The sequence below is a fragment of the Achromobacter spanius genome, from assembly GCF_002812705.1.
Lineage (GTDB): Bacteria > Pseudomonadota > Gammaproteobacteria > Burkholderiales > Burkholderiaceae_B > Achromobacter > Achromobacter spanius.
In genome coordinates, this window is sequence record NZ_CP025030.1 from 1426778 (window position 1) to 1442676 (window position 15899).

The 15899-nt window shown below is 61.2% G+C and carries 24 protein-coding genes; 18 read left to right on the forward strand and 6 right to left on the reverse strand.

All coding sequences use genetic code 11. The features are described 5' to 3' along the window. Window positions 1-4: 4 nt before the first annotated feature. From CVS48_RS06450 to CVS48_RS06470, 5 genes are read right to left on the reverse strand one after another with little or no spacing between them, the layout of a single operon-like run. Entirely contained in the window at window positions 5-1015 is a 1011-nt protein-coding gene (locus tag CVS48_RS06450; RefSeq protein ID WP_100853736.1) for a branched-chain amino acid ABC transporter permease, read from the reverse strand. Next, window positions 1012-1764 carry an ABC transporter ATP-binding protein gene (locus CVS48_RS06455; protein WP_100853737.1) on the reverse strand — a complete coding sequence of 251 codons (753 nt, stop codon included), beginning with the start codon at window positions 1762-1764 and terminating at the stop codon, window positions 1012-1014. Before CVS48_RS06455 ends, CVS48_RS06450 begins: the two co-directional genes overlap by 4 nt. Next, window positions 1761-2531, reverse strand: coding sequence for an ABC transporter ATP-binding protein (locus CVS48_RS06460; RefSeq protein ID WP_100853738.1), 771 nt, complete (start codon window positions 2529-2531; stop codon window positions 1761-1763). Before CVS48_RS06460 ends, CVS48_RS06455 begins: the two co-directional genes overlap by 4 nt. A gap of 15 nt (window positions 2532-2546) precedes the next feature. Further along, the gene (locus CVS48_RS06465) at window positions 2547-3719 is read right to left on the reverse strand and encodes a substrate-binding domain-containing protein (protein ID WP_100853739.1); all 1173 of its coding nucleotides are present in this window, start codon (window positions 3717-3719) and stop codon (window positions 2547-2549) included. A gap of 13 nt (window positions 3720-3732) precedes the next feature. After that, the gene (locus tag CVS48_RS06470; protein WP_100857535.1) at window positions 3733-4614 is read right to left on the reverse strand and encodes an alpha/beta fold hydrolase; all 882 of its coding nucleotides are present in this window, start codon (window positions 4612-4614) and stop codon (window positions 3733-3735) included. 179 nt (window positions 4615-4793) lie between these two features. Here CVS48_RS06470 and CVS48_RS06475 point away from each other — a divergent pair, with 179 nt between their 5' ends. Next, entirely contained in the window at window positions 4794-5753 is a 960-nt protein-coding gene (locus CVS48_RS06475; protein ID WP_100853740.1) for an AraC-like ligand-binding domain-containing protein, read from the forward strand. 47 nt (window positions 5754-5800) lie between these two features. On the opposite strand, the gene CVS48_RS06480 is transcribed toward CVS48_RS06475, so the two are convergent. Then, window positions 5801-7228 carry an NAD-dependent succinate-semialdehyde dehydrogenase gene (locus CVS48_RS06480; protein ID WP_046807447.1) on the reverse strand — a complete coding sequence of 476 codons (1428 nt, stop codon included), beginning with the start codon at window positions 7226-7228 and terminating at the stop codon, window positions 5801-5803. A gap of 193 nt (window positions 7229-7421) precedes the next feature. Here CVS48_RS06480 and CVS48_RS06485 point away from each other — a divergent pair, with 193 nt between their 5' ends. The 17 genes from CVS48_RS06485 (at window position 7422) to rpsD (ending at window position 15810) form a co-directional block, all read left to right on the forward strand. Beyond that, window positions 7422-8174: an aspartyl/asparaginyl beta-hydroxylase domain-containing protein gene (locus CVS48_RS06485; RefSeq protein WP_100853741.1), complete on the forward strand. Its 753-nt coding sequence runs from the start codon at window positions 7422-7424 to the stop codon at window positions 8172-8174. Window positions 8175-8548: 374 nt separating this feature from the next. Next, window positions 8549-8917 (forward strand): 50S ribosomal protein L14, encoded by a 369-nt coding sequence (rplN, locus tag CVS48_RS06490; RefSeq protein WP_046807446.1) that lies wholly within the window; start codon window positions 8549-8551, stop codon window positions 8915-8917. A gap of 11 nt (window positions 8918-8928) precedes the next feature. After that, on the forward strand, window positions 8929-9249 hold the full coding sequence (rplX, locus tag CVS48_RS06495) for a 50S ribosomal protein L24 (protein ID WP_056571030.1): 321 nt from the start codon (window positions 8929-8931) through the stop codon (window positions 9247-9249). 12 nt (window positions 9250-9261) lie between these two features. Next, window positions 9262-9801: a 50S ribosomal protein L5 gene (gene rplE, locus CVS48_RS06500; protein WP_006216529.1), complete on the forward strand. Its 540-nt coding sequence runs from the start codon at window positions 9262-9264 to the stop codon at window positions 9799-9801. A 12-nt stretch (window positions 9802-9813) separates the two neighbouring features. After that, window positions 9814-10119, forward strand: a complete 306-nt coding sequence (rpsN, locus tag CVS48_RS06505; RefSeq protein WP_006216527.1) for a 30S ribosomal protein S14 — start codon at window positions 9814-9816, stop codon at window positions 10117-10119. 10 nt (window positions 10120-10129) lie between these two features. Next, window positions 10130-10525: a 30S ribosomal protein S8 gene (gene rpsH / locus CVS48_RS06510; RefSeq protein ID WP_006216525.1), complete on the forward strand. Its 396-nt coding sequence runs from the start codon at window positions 10130-10132 to the stop codon at window positions 10523-10525. Between the two features lie 12 nt (window positions 10526-10537). After that, window positions 10538-11071 (forward strand): 50S ribosomal protein L6, encoded by a 534-nt coding sequence (gene rplF / locus CVS48_RS06515; RefSeq protein WP_046807445.1) that lies wholly within the window; start codon window positions 10538-10540, stop codon window positions 11069-11071. 21 nt (window positions 11072-11092) lie between these two features. Then, a complete protein-coding gene (gene rplR / locus CVS48_RS06520) occupies window positions 11093-11458 on the forward strand; it encodes a 50S ribosomal protein L18 (RefSeq protein ID WP_006227039.1) in 366 nt (121 codons plus the stop codon). Between the two features lie 15 nt (window positions 11459-11473). Beyond that, window positions 11474-11995, forward strand: a complete 522-nt coding sequence (rpsE, locus tag CVS48_RS06525) for a 30S ribosomal protein S5 (RefSeq protein WP_006216521.1) — start codon at window positions 11474-11476, stop codon at window positions 11993-11995. 3 nt (window positions 11996-11998) lie between these two features. Beyond that, window positions 11999-12184, forward strand: a complete 186-nt coding sequence (gene rpmD / locus CVS48_RS06530) for a 50S ribosomal protein L30 (RefSeq protein WP_006216520.1) — start codon at window positions 11999-12001, stop codon at window positions 12182-12184. Between the two features lie 9 nt (window positions 12185-12193). Further along, complete coding sequence (gene rplO / locus CVS48_RS06535) at window positions 12194-12634, forward strand: 50S ribosomal protein L15 (RefSeq protein ID WP_013397002.1); 441 nt, start codon at window positions 12194-12196, stop codon at window positions 12632-12634. 14 nt (window positions 12635-12648) lie between these two features. Further along, window positions 12649-13974: a preprotein translocase subunit SecY gene (secY, locus tag CVS48_RS06540; RefSeq protein ID WP_054420844.1), complete on the forward strand. Its 1326-nt coding sequence runs from the start codon at window positions 12649-12651 to the stop codon at window positions 13972-13974. 8 nt (window positions 13975-13982) lie between these two features. Next, window positions 13983-14201: a translation initiation factor IF-1 gene (infA, locus tag CVS48_RS06545; protein WP_003806927.1), complete on the forward strand. Its 219-nt coding sequence runs from the start codon at window positions 13983-13985 to the stop codon at window positions 14199-14201. A 34-nt stretch (window positions 14202-14235) separates the two neighbouring features. Continuing rightward, entirely contained in the window at window positions 14236-14349 is a 114-nt protein-coding gene (rpmJ, locus tag CVS48_RS06550) for a 50S ribosomal protein L36 (RefSeq protein WP_003806928.1), read from the forward strand. Window positions 14350-14392: 43 nt separating this feature from the next. Then, a complete protein-coding gene (rpsM, locus tag CVS48_RS06555) occupies window positions 14393-14758 on the forward strand; it encodes a 30S ribosomal protein S13 (protein ID WP_006216517.1) in 366 nt (121 codons plus the stop codon). A gap of 15 nt (window positions 14759-14773) precedes the next feature. Further along, entirely contained in the window at window positions 14774-15175 is a 402-nt protein-coding gene (gene rpsK / locus CVS48_RS06560; protein ID WP_006216516.1) for a 30S ribosomal protein S11, read from the forward strand. Window positions 15176-15186: 11 nt separating this feature from the next. Then, on the forward strand, window positions 15187-15810 hold the full coding sequence (rpsD, locus tag CVS48_RS06565; RefSeq protein ID WP_006389633.1) for a 30S ribosomal protein S4: 624 nt from the start codon (window positions 15187-15189) through the stop codon (window positions 15808-15810). The last annotated feature ends 89 nt before the right edge of the window (window positions 15811-15899 follow it).

The window sequence follows — 15899 nt, forward strand, 5'->3', positions numbered from 1 at the left end:
GCTCCTAGCGGTTCGTGACCGGATACACGCCTTGCGGCCGCCACAACAAAATGGCGACCATCAGCGCGATGTTTGAGAACAGGGCCGCCTTGGGAAGCAGAAAGCCGGTGTAGTTGGCCATCAAGCCGACCAGCAACGCGCCAATCAGGCAGCCGACCGTGGAACCCAGGCCTCCGATCATGATGACGATGAAGATCAGCACGTTCACCTGCGCACCCAGTTGCGGCACGATCGACTGCTGGTACATGCCCCACAGCACGCCGCCCAGCCCCGCCAGCATCGACCCCGCGACGAACACGCCCACGAACAGATGGCGGATGCGGTAGCCCAGGCTTTCGACCATTTCGCGGTCTTCGACGCCCGCGCGGATCAGCAACCCCAACTTGGTTCGGTTCAGCAGCCACAGCATGCCACCCAACACCAGCACGCCGACGGCCAAGGCAACGATACGGAATTTCTCGATGGCCGCATCGCCCAGCAGGAATGCGCCACGCAGCGCCTCGGGTAGCGGCAGTGACAGGGTTTGCGGCCCCCAGATCATCTTGATGATCTCTTCGCCGATGATCATGCCGCCCATCGTGATCAGGATCTGCTTCAAATGCTGCCCATACACGGGACGCACGATCACCCGTTCAAAGGCCAGGCCGACGGCGCCCGCCACCAGCATGCCCACGATCATGGCCGGCAGTACGGCGGCCAGGTTCATCCACAGGCTGCCTGTCTGGGTCCAGTCGGACATCGCGCCCAGCACGGTCGCCGCCATGTAGGCGCCAATGGCGATGAACAGGCCGTGGCCGAAGTTCAGGACGTCCATCAGCCCGAACACCAGCGTCATGCCTGACGCAACAATGAAGATGATCATGCCCATTGCCAGGCCCGCCAGCGTCAGCGTGATCCAGGTTGAGAACGAACCCACCAAGGGCAGCGCCAGCGCGGCCAGCGCCAGCACCAGCAGAACGGGGCGCAGATCCGCACGTACGCGCGGCAAGGGTGTATCGATATCCAGCGTGCTCATTGATGGCTTCCCAGCGACAGGCCCAGCAGCCGCGTCTGTAGTGCGTCGTCTTGCGCCAGCGCCTGCATGTCGCCCGCATGGACGACGCGGCCGTTATCCATGACGGCCACATGGTCGCCGACCAGCCGCGCGAAGTTGAAGTTCTGTTCGACCAGCAAAATGGTGGTGGACGCCTGCTTGAGTTCGAGGAAGGCGTCGATCATGTTTTGGACGATGGCGGGCGCGAGGCCCTTGCTGGGCTCGTCGATCAGCAGCAGCCGGCGCGGTTCGATGATGGCGCGCGCCACTGCCAGCATCTGCTTTTGTCCGCCTGACAGCTTGCCCGCTGGGTGTAGCCAGAATTTACGTAGCGCGGGGAAGAACCCGAATATCCATTCCAGTCGGGCCGTGTCGAGCTGATCCGCATTCTTGGCCTGGCGCGCGGCCAGCAGAATGTTCTCTTTCACGGACAGGTCGGCAAAGATCCCCATGTTCTCGGGCACGTAGGCCATGCCCATGCGCGCCATGTCGGGCGGTGACTTGCGCGTTGCCGGCCCGCCGATGGGCGTGCCGTCGAACGTCACCTGGCCTTGCGACGCGCGCCACAGTCCCATGATGGTGCGCAGCGTGGTGGTCTTGCCGGCGCCATTGCGGCCCAGCAGCATGGTGACGGCCGCGGCCGGTATCGACAGGTCCACGCCATGCAGGATGTGATAGGCGCCGATGTGCGTGTGCACGCCCTTGAGTCCAAGCAGCAGGGGCGCGCTCATGCCGGCTTCTCCGTGGGGGCGACGCCCAGGTACGCCTGTTGCACGATGGGCGACGCGATGACGGCTGCGGGTTCGCCATCGGCCATCAGTTGGCCGTTATGCAGCACGACGATGCGGTCGGCCAGTTCACGCACGACGTCCATCTTGTGTTCAACCAGCAGAATCGTTTTTGATGGGTCGTTCTTGAGCTCTCGGATCAGCTCCAGCACCACGGGCACGTCGTCCACGCTCATGCCCGCCGTGGGCTCGTCAAACATGAATACCCGCGGCTCCAGCGCTATCAGCATGGCGATTTCCAGTTTGCGCTGGTCGCCGTGCGGCAGGTCGGCGGCGGCCTGGTCGCGGCGTGCCGACAAGCGGGTGCGTTCAAGCAACCCATCGGCGCGCGCCAGCAGATTTCGGTCGTCATCCCACGTGCGCCAGAAGCGGATCTGGCGCCAGCTCAAGCCTTGCTGCCGGGATTGCAGCGCCAGCCGTACGTTTTCGTGCACCGACAGACGCGGGAACAATTGCGTCAACTGAAACGCGCGGCCCAGTCCCGCATGCATGCGGGCGGGGGCCGATAGCGATGTCAGGTCGCGCCCATCCAAGCGCACCGAACCCGCGCTTGCCCGCAACTGGCCGGAGATCAGGTTGAAGTACGTGGTCTTGCCTGCGCCGTTCGGGCCGACAATGGCTGTCAGCGTGCCCGGCGCGTAGCGGCAACTGACGTCGTTGACGGCCACGTGCCCGCCGAAACGGATGGTGAGCGATTGGGTTTCCAGCATGTCGGCAACCGGCCTTCAGCGCTTGTTCTGAATGGGCACGTTCATCTGGTCAGGCGTAATCTCCTTGACCAGGTCCTGCACGGCCCACGGCACCGACGGATCGTTCTTGATGCGGAAGTGGTACATGGACTGCATGGCCTGGTGGTCTTCGGGGCGGAAGGTCATCTTGCCCTTGGGGGTATCAAAGCTCATCCCTTCCATGGCCTTGATCAGCGTGTCCGTGTCCGAATTGCCCGCGGTCTTGTTCAGCGCCGCTGCGATCGCGATGCCGGCCGACATGCCTCCCGCCGTGAAGAAGTCCGGCGGTTGCCCGTAGCGCTTCTGGTGTTCGGCCACGAGCCAATCGTTGATGGGATTTTTCGGGATGCCGTAGTAGTAGTACGTGGCGCCTTCCATGCCGGCCAGGGACTTAAGCGGCGTCATTGCGGCCAGCGTGTTGCCGCCGGTAGCGATTTCGATGCCGAAGCGCTTGGGGTCCAGGTCGGCGATCTTGAACGGGTTGCCGGCGCCCGCCCACAGGATGAAGATGATCTTGCGGCCCGGCTTGTCCTTCAACGCATCGAACAGGCGCTGTGAGCCCGCGGTGAAGTCGGTGGCGTTGGCGGGAAGGTATTCCTCGTGAACGATCTTGGCGTTCTTCAGTGCGCCCTTGAAGGCTTTCACGCCGTCCCGGCCGAAGGCGTAGTCTTGCGCCAGCATGGCGATCGAGGTGCCGGCCTGGTCGAACGCTACGGCGTTGGCGATTGCGTCTTGCGACGAATTGCGGCCGGTGCGGAAGATGTACTTGTTCCACTTGGCTCCGGTGATGGAGTCCGCCACGGCGGGCTCCACCAGCAAGATCTTTTCGTATTCCTCTGCGATGGGCAGCATGGCCAGCGCGACGCCGGACGAGGTCGGGCCGACGGCAATGTCGGCGTTATCGTCGGCATAGGCCGAGGCCAACTGCGCGCGGGCGACATCCGGTTTTCCCTGGTTGTCTTTTTCGATGACACGGATCTTGCGGCCGGCCACGGTCATCGTGCCTTGCGTGGCGTATTCCAAGCCCAGCATCAGGCCGGCTTGCGTCTGTTTGGCGTAGGCCTCCAATGGCCCGGTCTTGTCGTACACATGTGCCACGACAAAGTCCTTGGCGGCCACCGCCGAGTTCATGCACAGGGCCGCCAACGCGGCCAGCAAAATGCGATTCATGGGAAGTCTCCTGTTATTGGGGGGCGCGAGCGCCCGCCTTGTGATCCGGCGTGGCAAGGAATTGGCGGATGGCGTCGATCTGTGGCGCCACGTTCAATGCGGGGGCATGGCCGCAGTCGGGGAAGTCGATTCGCGTGGCGCGTGGGCCGCGTTGCGTCATGGCATGAGCGACTTCGGGCAGCAGTAGGTCGGAGTCGGCGCCGCGCAAGAGCAGCAAGGGCATGCGCAGCGTGTCGTAGCCGCTCCAGCGGTTGTAGTCATCGGGATGGTGCTTGAATTGGCCCACGATGGCGGGGTCGTAATGCGCCGTGACGCGGCCATCGGGCAGGCGCCGGACCGAGGTCTCGGCCATGCGTCGCCATTGCGTGTCGCTCTGCCAGCCGTAAGGCTTGTAGGCCACGCGCAGCCACGCTTCCAGTTCGGTGACGGTATCGAAGGCGGGCGGGTTGCCCGCGTAGGTGAGGATGCGGTCGACAGCGGGTTGGGGGAGTTCGGGGCCGATGTCGTTGACGACCAGGTGCGAGATGCGGTCCCGCAAGGTGGTGGCGGCGGCGTGCATGCCGGTTGCGCCGCCCATTGACGTGCCGACCCAACGCATGCGCGCAAGCGATAGGCCATCGGCCAGCGCGAGCGCCAGGCGCGCGTAAAAATCCAGCCGGTATTCGGACACCGGATCGGGGCTCCATTGCGATAGACCGCGGCCGATCGTATCCGGGCAGATGATGCGGTAGTCGTTCGCCAGCGCTTGCGCCAGGTCGTCGAAATCACGGCCGGTGCGGGCCAGGCCGTGCCACATCACAACGGGGGGCGCATCCGGCGCGCCCCATTCCATGTAGTGCAGTTCGCGGCCTTCGCAGCGCAAATAGCGCGAAGCCGGCGTGTGGCGGTCGGCCATCGCGGGCGCGTTTGCCATGAGTCTCCTCCCGGGTTGTCCAGGTTGTGTGCTTATCGGGCTGACTATAGACTTGCGCCAGACGCATCCACAATGCGCCGCGCACCCCAGAGCAGGGTGAGTCAAGAGCTTGTAGACGCAAGATCAAATTGCGCTTGCCGCCGCGTTCAGGAGACCGAGACATGCCCGATACGGAATTCGCCATTTCGGCCACTGCCGGCGCCGACGGGCGTGAGCAATGGCGCGCGGCCCTGGCGGACGCATTCGGCCCGTTCGAGGTGCACCGCGGCAAGCCGGATCATTTTGCCGGGCATGTGCGATACGCTCGCCGCGCCAGCCTGCAATTCAATGACCTGCACTATCAGGGACAGAAGCTGGAGCGGACGGTGGGCAACGTCTCGCGTCTGGACCAGGAGTTCTACACGTTCGGCCTGCCGCTGTCAGGCCCGCTTGCCGTGCGCCAGCAAGGCCGTGAATTTCAGGTCGAGCCAGGCTGCGTGTACCTGATGAACCAGAGCTTGCCGTATCAGGCAACGGCGCTGGGCTCATCGGGCTATCGCAGCCTGAGCGTGTCGTTTCCGCGCAGCGCCTTGTCGCAGCGGGATTCGCGCATCGGCGCGTTTCACAAGCTGCGCATCGACGACGGCTCGCCGCGCGGCGCGATGCTGGCCAGCTACATGGACCATCTGTTCAAAGGCATGGGCGGCTGGTCAGACACCGAGGTGACCGAGCTCGGCGAACGCTTGATAGATTTGATCGTGCTGTTCCTGGTGCAGCCGGGGCAGGGGCATGCGTCTGAATCCGATAGCAGCGTTACGCTCGCGCACCGTCAGCGCGTGCTGGCGTATATCCGGCAGCACCTCGCCGACCCCGCGCTGTCGCCGCAGCAGGTGGCGCAGGGCTGTGGCGTGTCGGTGGCCTATCTGCACCGTATTCTGCGGGCAGGGGGGCTGTCGGTGGAGTCCTTCATCTTTGATCAGCGCCTGGACAAGTGCCGCGACTTGTTGCTGGATCCTCGGCACCGGCATCGCGGCATTGCGGAACTGGCGTACCAGGTTGGGTTTTCCCATCCGTCGCATTTCAGCCGGCTGTTCAAAAGCCGCTTCGGCATCACGCCGCGCGACTTGCGCGCGCGCAGCTAGACGAAAAAAAGCCCCTTGCGGGGCTTTTGGCTGACGGTCGGAACCGATCAGATGTGCGTGATGAATTTCGTGACGAGATAACCGTCGAACGTTTCCAGGCCGCCTTCACTGCCGATGCCGCTGTCCTTGATGCCGCCAAACGGCGTCTCGGCCAGCGCGCTGCCGAAGTGATTGATGTTGACCATGCCGGCTTCCAGGCCATTGGAGACCTTGGTGGCCGTCTTCAGCGAGTTCGTGAACACGTAGGACGACAGGCCGAACGGCAGGCTGTTGGCGCGGCGCAGCACTTCGTCGGTGTCCTTGAAGCGGACCACCGGCGCCACGGGGCCGAAGGGCTCTTCGGTCATCAGCATCGAGTCGTCAGGCAGTTCCGTCACGACCGTGGGGGCGAAGAAGAAGCCCTTGCGGTCCAGCGGGCCGCCGCCGACCACAACCTTGCCGCCATGCTTCTTGGCATCGTCGATGAAGGCGCTCATGGCGGGCACGCGGCGTTCGTGTGCCAGCGGGCCCATGTCGGTACCGGCTTCCAGGCCGTCGCCAACCTTGATGTTCTTCAGCACGTCGGAGAAGCGTGCCAGGAACTGTTCGTAGGCACCTTCCTGCACATAGAAGCGGGTGGGCGACACGCAGACCTGACCGGCGTTGCGGACCTTGAACTTGGCCAGCATTTCAGCGGCGCGGTCGATGTCGGCATCGTCGAACACCAGCACGGGCGAATGGCCGCCCAATTCCATGGTGACGCGCTTCATGTGTGCGCCGGCCAGCGCGGCCAGTTGCTTGCCCACCGGCACGGAGCCGGTGAACGACACCTTGCGCACGATCGGCGAACGGATCAGGTAGTCGGAAATCTTGGCGGGTTCGCCCCAGACGATGTTCAGGCAGCCCTTGGGCAGGCCGGCGTCGTGGAACATGCGGGCAATCGCCATGACGGCGCTGGGCGAATCTTCCGGGCCCTTCAGTACCACCGTGCAGCCGGCGCCGAGCGCGGCGGCGATCTTGCGGATGGCCTGGTTGTACGGGAAGTTCCAGGGCGTGAACGCGGCGCACACGCCGATGGGTTCACGCACGACGAACTGGCGCACGTCCGGGTTGCGGGGCGGGACCACGCGGCCATAGATGCGGCGGCATTCTTCGGCGTGCCAGTCAGCGTGTTCGGCGCAGGAGGTAACTTCGCCCACGGCTTCGGCCAGCGGCTTGCCCTGGTCCAAGGTCATGTTGCGGCCGATTTCCTTGGCGCGCTCGCGCGACAGCGTTGCAACCTTGCGCAGGATGGCGGAGCGATCCATCGGAGAAGACTTCTTCCACGATTCGAACGCGCGCTGCGCGGCGGCTAGCGCACGGTCCAGATCCGCTTCCGTGGCGTGAGGCAACTGGCCAAGCACTTCCAGCGTGGCCGGGTTGATGACGTCCTGGGTGCGCCTACCCTCGCCGGAGATGAATTCGCCGTCGATATACAGCGCCAACTGTTCATACATGCCTGTCGTTCCTTGCGAAATGGGAGTGGAGTGCGATCGCGTATCGCCCACGCCAGTCTAAACCAGCTTGCGTGTGGCGGGGAGGTCCAATCCGCATTGCGAGATTGGAGCCAATCCACAGGCCGAGCCTTGCAAGGCCATGCGGGCTTGGACACAATGGGGCCCTCTTACGCAGCCTGATCTCATTCCTATCGTGCAACCCGTTGATGCGCTTTCCGGCAACAAACCCAGTCTGTATTCCCGTCTGCTGTTTCGCTTTATTGATTGGTTGCGCCACCGGATAGCACGGGCATCGCTGGTGGGCGACAAGCCGATCTTCCAGAACAGCCAGTTCCCGTGGATCCCCGAGCTTGAAGCTCGCTCCCCTGTTATCCGCGCTGAACTTACGGAATTGTTGGCTGAACGCCAACGTCTGCCGGCGTTTCACGAGATCTCCCCGGACGTCGGGATGATCACGTCCGACGACCAATGGAAGACGTTCGTATTCATGGGCTACGGTCTGCGTTCCGAGCTCAACCTGGCGCGCTGTCCCGAGACCGCGCGCGCCCTGCAAGGCATACCCGGCATCCGAAGCGCGTTCTTTTCGATCCTGGAACCGGGCAAACGGATCCCGCTGCATACCGGCCCCTACAACGGCGTGCTGCGCCTGCACCTGGGCTTGGTTGTGCCGGAGCCCGCCGAACGCTGCTGGATCGAGGTCGGGGGCGAGCGGTACCACTGGCAGGAAGGTCGGGCCGTGGTGTTCGACGACCTGTACCCCCATCAAGTCCACAACGACACGCCGGGCCTGCGGGCCGTGTTGTTTGTCGACTTTGAGCGCCCCTGCCGAGTTCCGGTAAAATGGCTGAATCGCCTGGTGCTAAGAGCGGCGCCGTTCACGGATGAAATCCGTCGCGGCAAGGCCAATCATGACGCCTGGGAGAAGGGCTACTACCGTCAGAAATAGGGGCGGATAGCTCGCAAACCGTTCCCCTTATAGGGGAGCGTGGTCTTTTGTGCGTCATTCCAACAAAGTGCTTGCGCTCAAAATTTAACCACGCTAGAATGATCAGCTTTCCCAGATTGTCGATTGAGTTAAGGGATGTTTAGCACTAAAAGCTAGCTTCTGAACTCGTCGTGTTGGGGGAATACCCGCAGGATTTCAACCCAGGGTCGTTGCGTTGCCAACCCGTTGCAGAGGTAGAGCGAAAGCTCTAGGTCTACAACACAAAAGCAGGGCGGCAGACCTGACGGGACCAAAACTGGCAGGAATTGCAGAGTTCCTCGGGGGGAAAACCCCGGGAAAACAGTATTTCCAGTTAAGTTGGAACAGGAAAAATCATGATCCAAATGCAGACCACGCTGGACGTGGCCGATAACACTGGTGCGCGTCATGTCATGTGCATTAAGGTGCTCGGTGGCTCCAAGCGCCGTTATGCCGGTATCGGCGACATCATCAAGGTGAGCGTCAAAGATGCGGCTCCGCGCGGACGCGTCAAGAAAGGCGAAATTTACAATGCCGTGGTGGTTCGTACCGCCAAGGGCGTGCGCCGTAAAGACGGTTCGCTGATTAAGTTCGGTGGCAATGCCGCCGTATTGCTCAACGCCAAGCTGGAGCCCATCGGCACCCGCATCTTCGGACCCGTTACGCGCGAGTTGCGTACCGAGAAGTTCATGAAGATCGTGTCGTTGGCCCCGGAAGTGCTGTAAGGAGCCCTACGATGAACAACATTCGTAAAGGCGACGAAGTCATCGTCCTGACCGGCCGCGACAAGAAGCGTCGCGGTACCGTGCTGGCCCGCGTTGATGCCGACCACGTCCTGGTCGAAGGCGTCAACGTTGCCAAGAAGCACGTGAAAGCCAACCCGATGGCTAACAACCCGGGCGGGATTGTCGAAAAGACCATGCCGATCCACATCTCGAATGTGGCGCTCTTCAACCCCGCAACCGGTCGTGGCGACCGCGTGGGCGTTCAAGAAGTCGAAGGTCGCAAGGTCCGCGTGTTCCGTTCCAATGGTGCCGTTGTCGGCGCCAAGGCGTAAGGGGCGATAGACATGTCTCGTTTGCAAGATTTCTACAAGAGCAAGGTCGCTGGCGACCTGCAGGCCAAGTTTGGCTACAAGAGCGTCATGGAAGTGCCGCGCATCACCAAGATCACCCTGAACATGGGTGTCTCGGAAGCCGTGTCCGATAAGAAGGTTATCGAACACGCGGTGTCGGACCTGACCAAGATCGCTGGCCAAAAGCCTGTCGTGACGAAGACCAAGAAGGCTATCGCTGGTTTCAAGATCCGCGAAAACTACCCGATTGGTTGCATGGTCACGTTGCGTGGTCAACGCATGTACGAATTCCTGGATCGCCTCGTTGCGGTCGCGCTGCCTCGCGTGCGCGACTTCCGTGGTATCTCGGGTCGTGCGTTCGACGGCCGTGGCAACTACAACATCGGGGTGAAAGAGCAAATCATTTTCCCCGAAATCGAGTACGACAAGATCGACGCGCTGCGTGGGCTGAACATCAGCATCACCACCTCCGCGAAGACCGACGAAGAAGCCAAGGCGCTGTTGACGGCCTTCAGCTTCCCGTTCCGTAACTAAGGGGCTGATGACGTGGCTAAACTTTCCCTCATCAATCGCGACATCAAGCGCGCCAAGCTGGCTGACAAGTTCGCTGCCAAGCGCGCTGAGTTGAAGGCGATCATCGACGACCAGTCGAAGACCGACGAAGAACGTTACCAAGCTCGGCTCAAGCTGCAACAGCTGCCGCGCAATGCCAATCCGACGCGCCAACGTAACCGTTGCGTGGTCACCGGTCGTCCGCGCGGTGTGTTCCGCAAGTTCGGCCTGACGCGTCACAAACTGCGTGAAATGGCGATGAAGGGCGAAATCCCCGGCATCACCAAGGCCAGCTGGTAGGAGATACATTATGAGCATGAGCGATCCCATCGCCGATATGCTGACCCGCATTCGCAATGCGCAGCAAGTGGACAAAGTTACGGTGAGCATGCCCTCCTCGAAGCTGAAGGCGGCTATTGCCGCTGTGCTGAAAGACGAAGGCTACATCGACAGCTTTGAAATCAAGGGCACCCAGGCCAAGCCTGAGCTCGAGATCACCCTGAAGTACTACGCTGGTCGTCCGGTTATCGAGCGCATTGAACGCGTTTCGCGCCCCGGTCTGCGTATCTACAAGGGCCGTACCAGCATTCCTCAGGTCATGAACGGCCTGGGCGTGGCTATCGTTTCGACCTCGCGCGGCGTCATGACCGACCGTAAGGCTCGCGCCAACGGCGTCGGCGGCGAAGTGCTGTGCTACGTGGCCTAAGGAGAAATTCGAATGTCACGTATCGCTAAGTATCCGGTCGAACTGCCCAAGGGTGTCGAAGCTGACATCAAGCAGGATCAGATCATCGTCAAGGGCCCGCTGGGCACCCTGACTCAAGCCCTGACTGGCGACGTTACGGTTGCGATGGACGAAGGCAAGCTCACGTTTGCCGCCGCCAACGAATCCCGTCACGCCAATGCCATGTCGGGTACCGTGCGCGCTCTGGTTGCCAATATGGTTACCGGCGTGAGCAAGGGCTTCGAGCGCAAGCTGACCCTGGTTGGCGTGGGTTACCGCGCCTCGATCCAAGGCGATGCCGTTAAGCTGCAGCTCGGTTTCTCGCACGACGTTTTGCATCAGTTGCCGGCCGGTATCAAGGCCGAATGCCCCACCCAGACGGAAATCGTCATCAAGGGCGCCAACAAGCAAGTCGTCGGTCAGATGGCCGCTGAAATCCGCTCGTACCGCGAACCCGAACCCTACAAGGGCAAGGGTGTGCGTTACTCGGACGAACGCGTCGTCATCAAAGAAACCAAGAAGAAATAACGGCGCACGCAAGGACGAATCATGGACAAAAAAGTTTCCCGTTTGCGTCGTGCGGTTCCGACCCGCCGGAAGATCAACGAGCTGCGCGTTCACCGCCTCTCGGTCTTCCGCTCGAACCAGCACATCTACGCCAACATCATTTCGCCGGAAGGCGATCGCGTTCTGGTCAGCGCCTCGACGGTGGAAGCCGAAGTGCGTGCGCAACTGGCCGGCCAAACCGGTCAAGGCGGCAACACTGCCGCTGCGACGCTGGTTGGCAAGCGCGTGGCCGAAAAGGCCAAGGCTGCCGGTATCGAACTGGTCGCTTTCGATCGCTCGGGCTTTCGTTACCATGGCCGCGTGAAAGCGCTGGCCGATGCCGCGCGTGAAGCCGGCCTGAAGTTCTAAGCGAGGATCTGTCAAATGGCTAAAGTACAAGGCAAGAACGCCGCGGAAAAAGAGAACGATGACGGCCTCCGCGAAAAGATGATCGCGGTCAACCGCGTGAGCAAAGTGGTCAAGGGTGGTCGCACCATGAGCTTTGCCGCGCTGACCGTGGTTGGCGATGGCGATGGTCGCGTCGGCATGGGTAAGGGCAAGGCGCGTGAAGTGCCGGTGTCCGTCCAGAAGGCAATGGAACAGGCCCGTCGCGGCATGTTCAAGGTTGCTCTGAAGAACGGCACGCTGCACCACACCGTGGTTGGCAAGCATGGCGCCGCTACCGTGCTGATCTCGCCGGCTGCTGAAGGTACTGGCGTTATCGCCGGCGGCCCGATGCGCGCTATTTTTGAAGTGATGGGTGTGCGTAACGTGGTTGCCAAGAGCCTGGGCTCGAGCAACCCCTACAACATGGTTCGCGCCACGTTGAATGGTCTGCGCGCTTCCCTGACCCCGGCTGATGTTGCTGCCAAGCGCGGCAAGTCGGTCGAAGAAATCCTGGGGTAAATCATGGCTCAGAAGCAGATCAAAGTGACCCTCGTGCGCTCCGTGATCGGTACCAAGCAATCGCACCGTGACACGGTTCGCGGTTTGGGCTTGGGCCGCATCAACAGCAGCCGCGTGTTGGTCGATACGCCCGAGGTGCGTGGGATGATCCGTAAGGTGGATTATCTCGTTTCCGTCTCGGAAGCCTAAGGAATCACCATGTCGGATATGCAACTTAATTCGCTGAAGCCCGCTGAGGGCAGCAAGCACGCCAAGCGCCGCGTCGGCCGTGGTATCGGTTCGGGTCTGGGTAAAACCGCCGGCCGTGGCCACAAAGGTCAGAAGTCGCGCTCGGGCGGTTTCCATAAGGTTGGCTTCGAAGGCGGTCAAATGCCGCTGCAGCGTCGTCTGCCCAAGCGTGGTTTCACCCCGCTCGGTCAGCACCTGTACGCCGAAGTCCGTCTGTCGGACCTGCAAGCCCTGCCCATCGACGAAGTCGACGTGCAAGTGCTCAAGGCGGCTGGCGTGATTGGTCAGGCGGTTCGTTACGCCAAGGTCATCAAGTCGGGTGAACTCTCGCGCAAGGTCGTGCTCAAGGGCATTACCGCGACGGCCGGCGCTCGCGCCGCCATCGAAGGCGCGGGCGGCTCGCTTGCTTGATCATGAGGTGACGAGTGGCTAACGCGCAGGCATTGGGCAAAACCGGAGCACGGTACGGTGATTTGAAGCGCCGTCTTGTGTTCCTGGTGCTCGCTCTGGTGGTTTACCGTTTGGGTACACACATCCCCGTACCGGGTATTAATCCGGATGCGCTGGCGGACTTGTTCCGTCAGAACCAGGGCGGGATCCTGGGCCTGTTCAACATGTTCTCGGGTGGGGCGCTCTCGCGTTTCTCGATTTTTGCCCTGGGGATCATGCCGTACATTTCGGCATCCATCATCATGCAGTTGATGTCGGTGGTGGTGCCGTCGCTGGAAGCGCTCAAGAAAGAGGGCGAATCCGGTCGTCGGAAGATTACCCAATACACCCGCTACGGCACAGTCGTGCTGGCGCTGGTGCAAGCAGTGGGCATTTCGGTAGCGTTGGAGTCCCAACAGGGACTGGTGATCGATCCGGGTATGCTGTTTCGCTTCACGACCATTGTGACTTTGGTCACCGGCACCATGTTCGTCATGTGGCTGGGTGAGCAGATCACGGAACGTGGTCTTGGCAACGGGATTTCCATCCTGATCTTCGCAGGTATCGTTGCGGGTCTGCCCGCGGCGCTGGCTGCACTGTTGGACCTGGTCCGCACCAACGCGATGTCCGTGCTTTCGGCACTGTTCATTGTGGCTCTGGTGGTGCTGGTTACCGCTTTTGTGGTGTTCGTGGAACGCGGACAGCGCAAGATCACGGTGAACTACGCCAAGCGTCAGGTCGGCAACAAGGTCTACGGTGGTCAAAGCTCGCATTTGCCGCTGAAGCTGAACATGGCAGGGGTGATTCCGCCGATTTTCGCGTCGTCAATCATTCTGTTCCCGGCCACGATCACGAGCTGGTTCTCCAGCAGTGAGAACATGCGCTGGCTTAGTGACCTGGCTGCGGCCCTGTCGCCTCGTCAACCGCTCTACATCACGCTGTATTCCGTCGCGATTATTTTCTTCTGCTTTTTCTACACGGCTCTGGTGTTCAACAGCCGCGAAACGGCGGACAACCTGAAGAAGAGTGGTGCGTTTGTTCCGGGTATTCGTCCGGGCGAGCAAACGGCGCGCTACATCGACAAGATCCTGATGCGTCTGACGCTCGCAGGTGCCTTGTACATCACTTTGGTGTGCCTGTTGCCTGAATTCTTGGTGATGCGCTGGAACGTTCCCTTCTACTTCGGTGGTACGTCTCTGTTGATTATTGTGGTGGTGACGATGGATTTCATGGCACAGGTTCAGGCCTACATGATGTCTCACCAGTACGACTCGTTGCTCAAGAAGGCCAACTTCAAGGGCGCGGGTTTGCCGATGCGGTAAGCAAAAGAATGTCCAAGGACGACGTCATTCAGATGCAAGGCGAGGTTCTTGAGAACCTCCCGAACGCGACATTTCGCGTCAAGCTCGAAAACGGCCACGTGGTGTTGGGCCATATTTCCGGCAAGATGCGTATGCATTACATCCGGATCCTGCCGGGTGACAAGGTCACAGTGGAGCTCACGCCCTATGATCTGACGCGAGCCAGGATAGTTTTCCGCTCCAAATGAGCGGAACCGGATTACGGAAAATTAGGAGTCAACCATGAAAGTAATGGCATCGGTTAAGCGGATCTGCCGCAACTGCAAAGTTATCAAACGTCACGGCGTGGTGCGTGTTATCTGCACCGACCCGCGTCACAAGCAGCGTCAAGGCTAACTCGGGTTAGCGACTACGCAACAGATTTATTCAAGGAATAGTCATGGCCCGTATTGCTGGCATTAACATCCCGCCGCAACAGCACGCCGAGATCGGACTGACCGCCATTTTTGGCATTGGTCGTACGCGCGCTCGCAAAATCTGCGAAGCGGCAAACGTACCCTTTGACAAAAAGGTCAAGGATCTGAACGACGCTGAATTGGAACGCGTCCGCGAACATGTTGGTTTGTTCACGGTTGAAGGCGACCTGCGTCGTGAAGTACAGCTCTCGATCAAGCGTTTGATCGACCTGGGAACCTACCGCGGTATGCGTCACAAGCGCGGTTTGCCCGTGCGCGGCCAGCGCACTCGCACCAACGCTCGCACCCGTAAGGGCCCGCGTCGTGCTGCTGCGTCCCTGAAGAAATAATCGAGGAACTGGATTATGGCGAAAGCTTCCACCAGCGGCGCTTCGCGCGTGCGCAAAAAGGTTAAGAAGAACGTCTCGGACGGCATCGCGCACGTTCACGCTTCGTTCAACAACACCATCATCACCATCACCGACCGTCAGGGCAACGCTTTGTCGTGGGCCACTTCGGGTGGTGCTGGTTTCAAGGGTTCGCGTAAGTCGACCCCGTTTGCCGCGCAAGTCGCCGCTGAAACGGCTGGCCGCGTCGCGCTGGAATACGGCATCAAGACGCTGGAAGTGCGCATCAAGGGCCCCGGTCCTGGCCGCGAATCGTCTGTCCGCGCTCTGAACGCGCTGGGCATCAAGATTTCGTCCATCGCCGACATCACGCCCGTTCCGCACAACGGCTGCCGTCCGCCGAAGCGTCGTCGTATCTAAAGGGAATCCACATGGCACGTTATATTGGACCCAAATGCAAGCTCTCGCGCCGCGAGGGTACTGACCTGTTCCTGAAGAGCGCCCGTCGCTCGCTGGATTCCAAGTGCAAGCTGGATTCCAAGCCTGGCCAACACGGCCGCACTTCGGGTGCCCGCACTTCCGACTACGGCCTGCAGCTGCGCGAAAAGCAAAAGCTGAAGCGCATGTACGGCGTGCTGGAAAAGCAATTCCGCAAGTACTTCGCTGAAGCAGAGCGTCGCCGTGGCAACACCGGCGAAACCCTGATCCAGCTGCTGGAATCGCGCCTGGACAACGTCGTCTACCGCATGGGCTTCGGCTCGACGCGCGCCGAAGCTCGCCAGCTGGTGAGCCACCGCGCCATCGAACTGAACGGCCACACGGCTGACATCGCTTCGATGCTGGTCAAGGCTGGTGACGTCATCTCGATCCGCGAAAAGGCCAAGAAGCAAGGCCGTATCAAGGAATCGCTCGACCTGGCCACCAGCATCGGCATCCCCCAATGGGTGGAAGTCGACACGACCAAGCTGACCGGTACGTTCAAGTCGGCTCCCGATCGCGCTGACGTCGCTCGCGACATCAACGAATCGATGGTCGTCGAACTGTACTCGCGTTAATCAGGTCGGCCGGCGCCTCCTTCGCAGGTGTGCCGGCTACTGGTCCCGCGACCCGTTTGCACGTCTCGCAGCAGCCCGCTTTCCGCCTT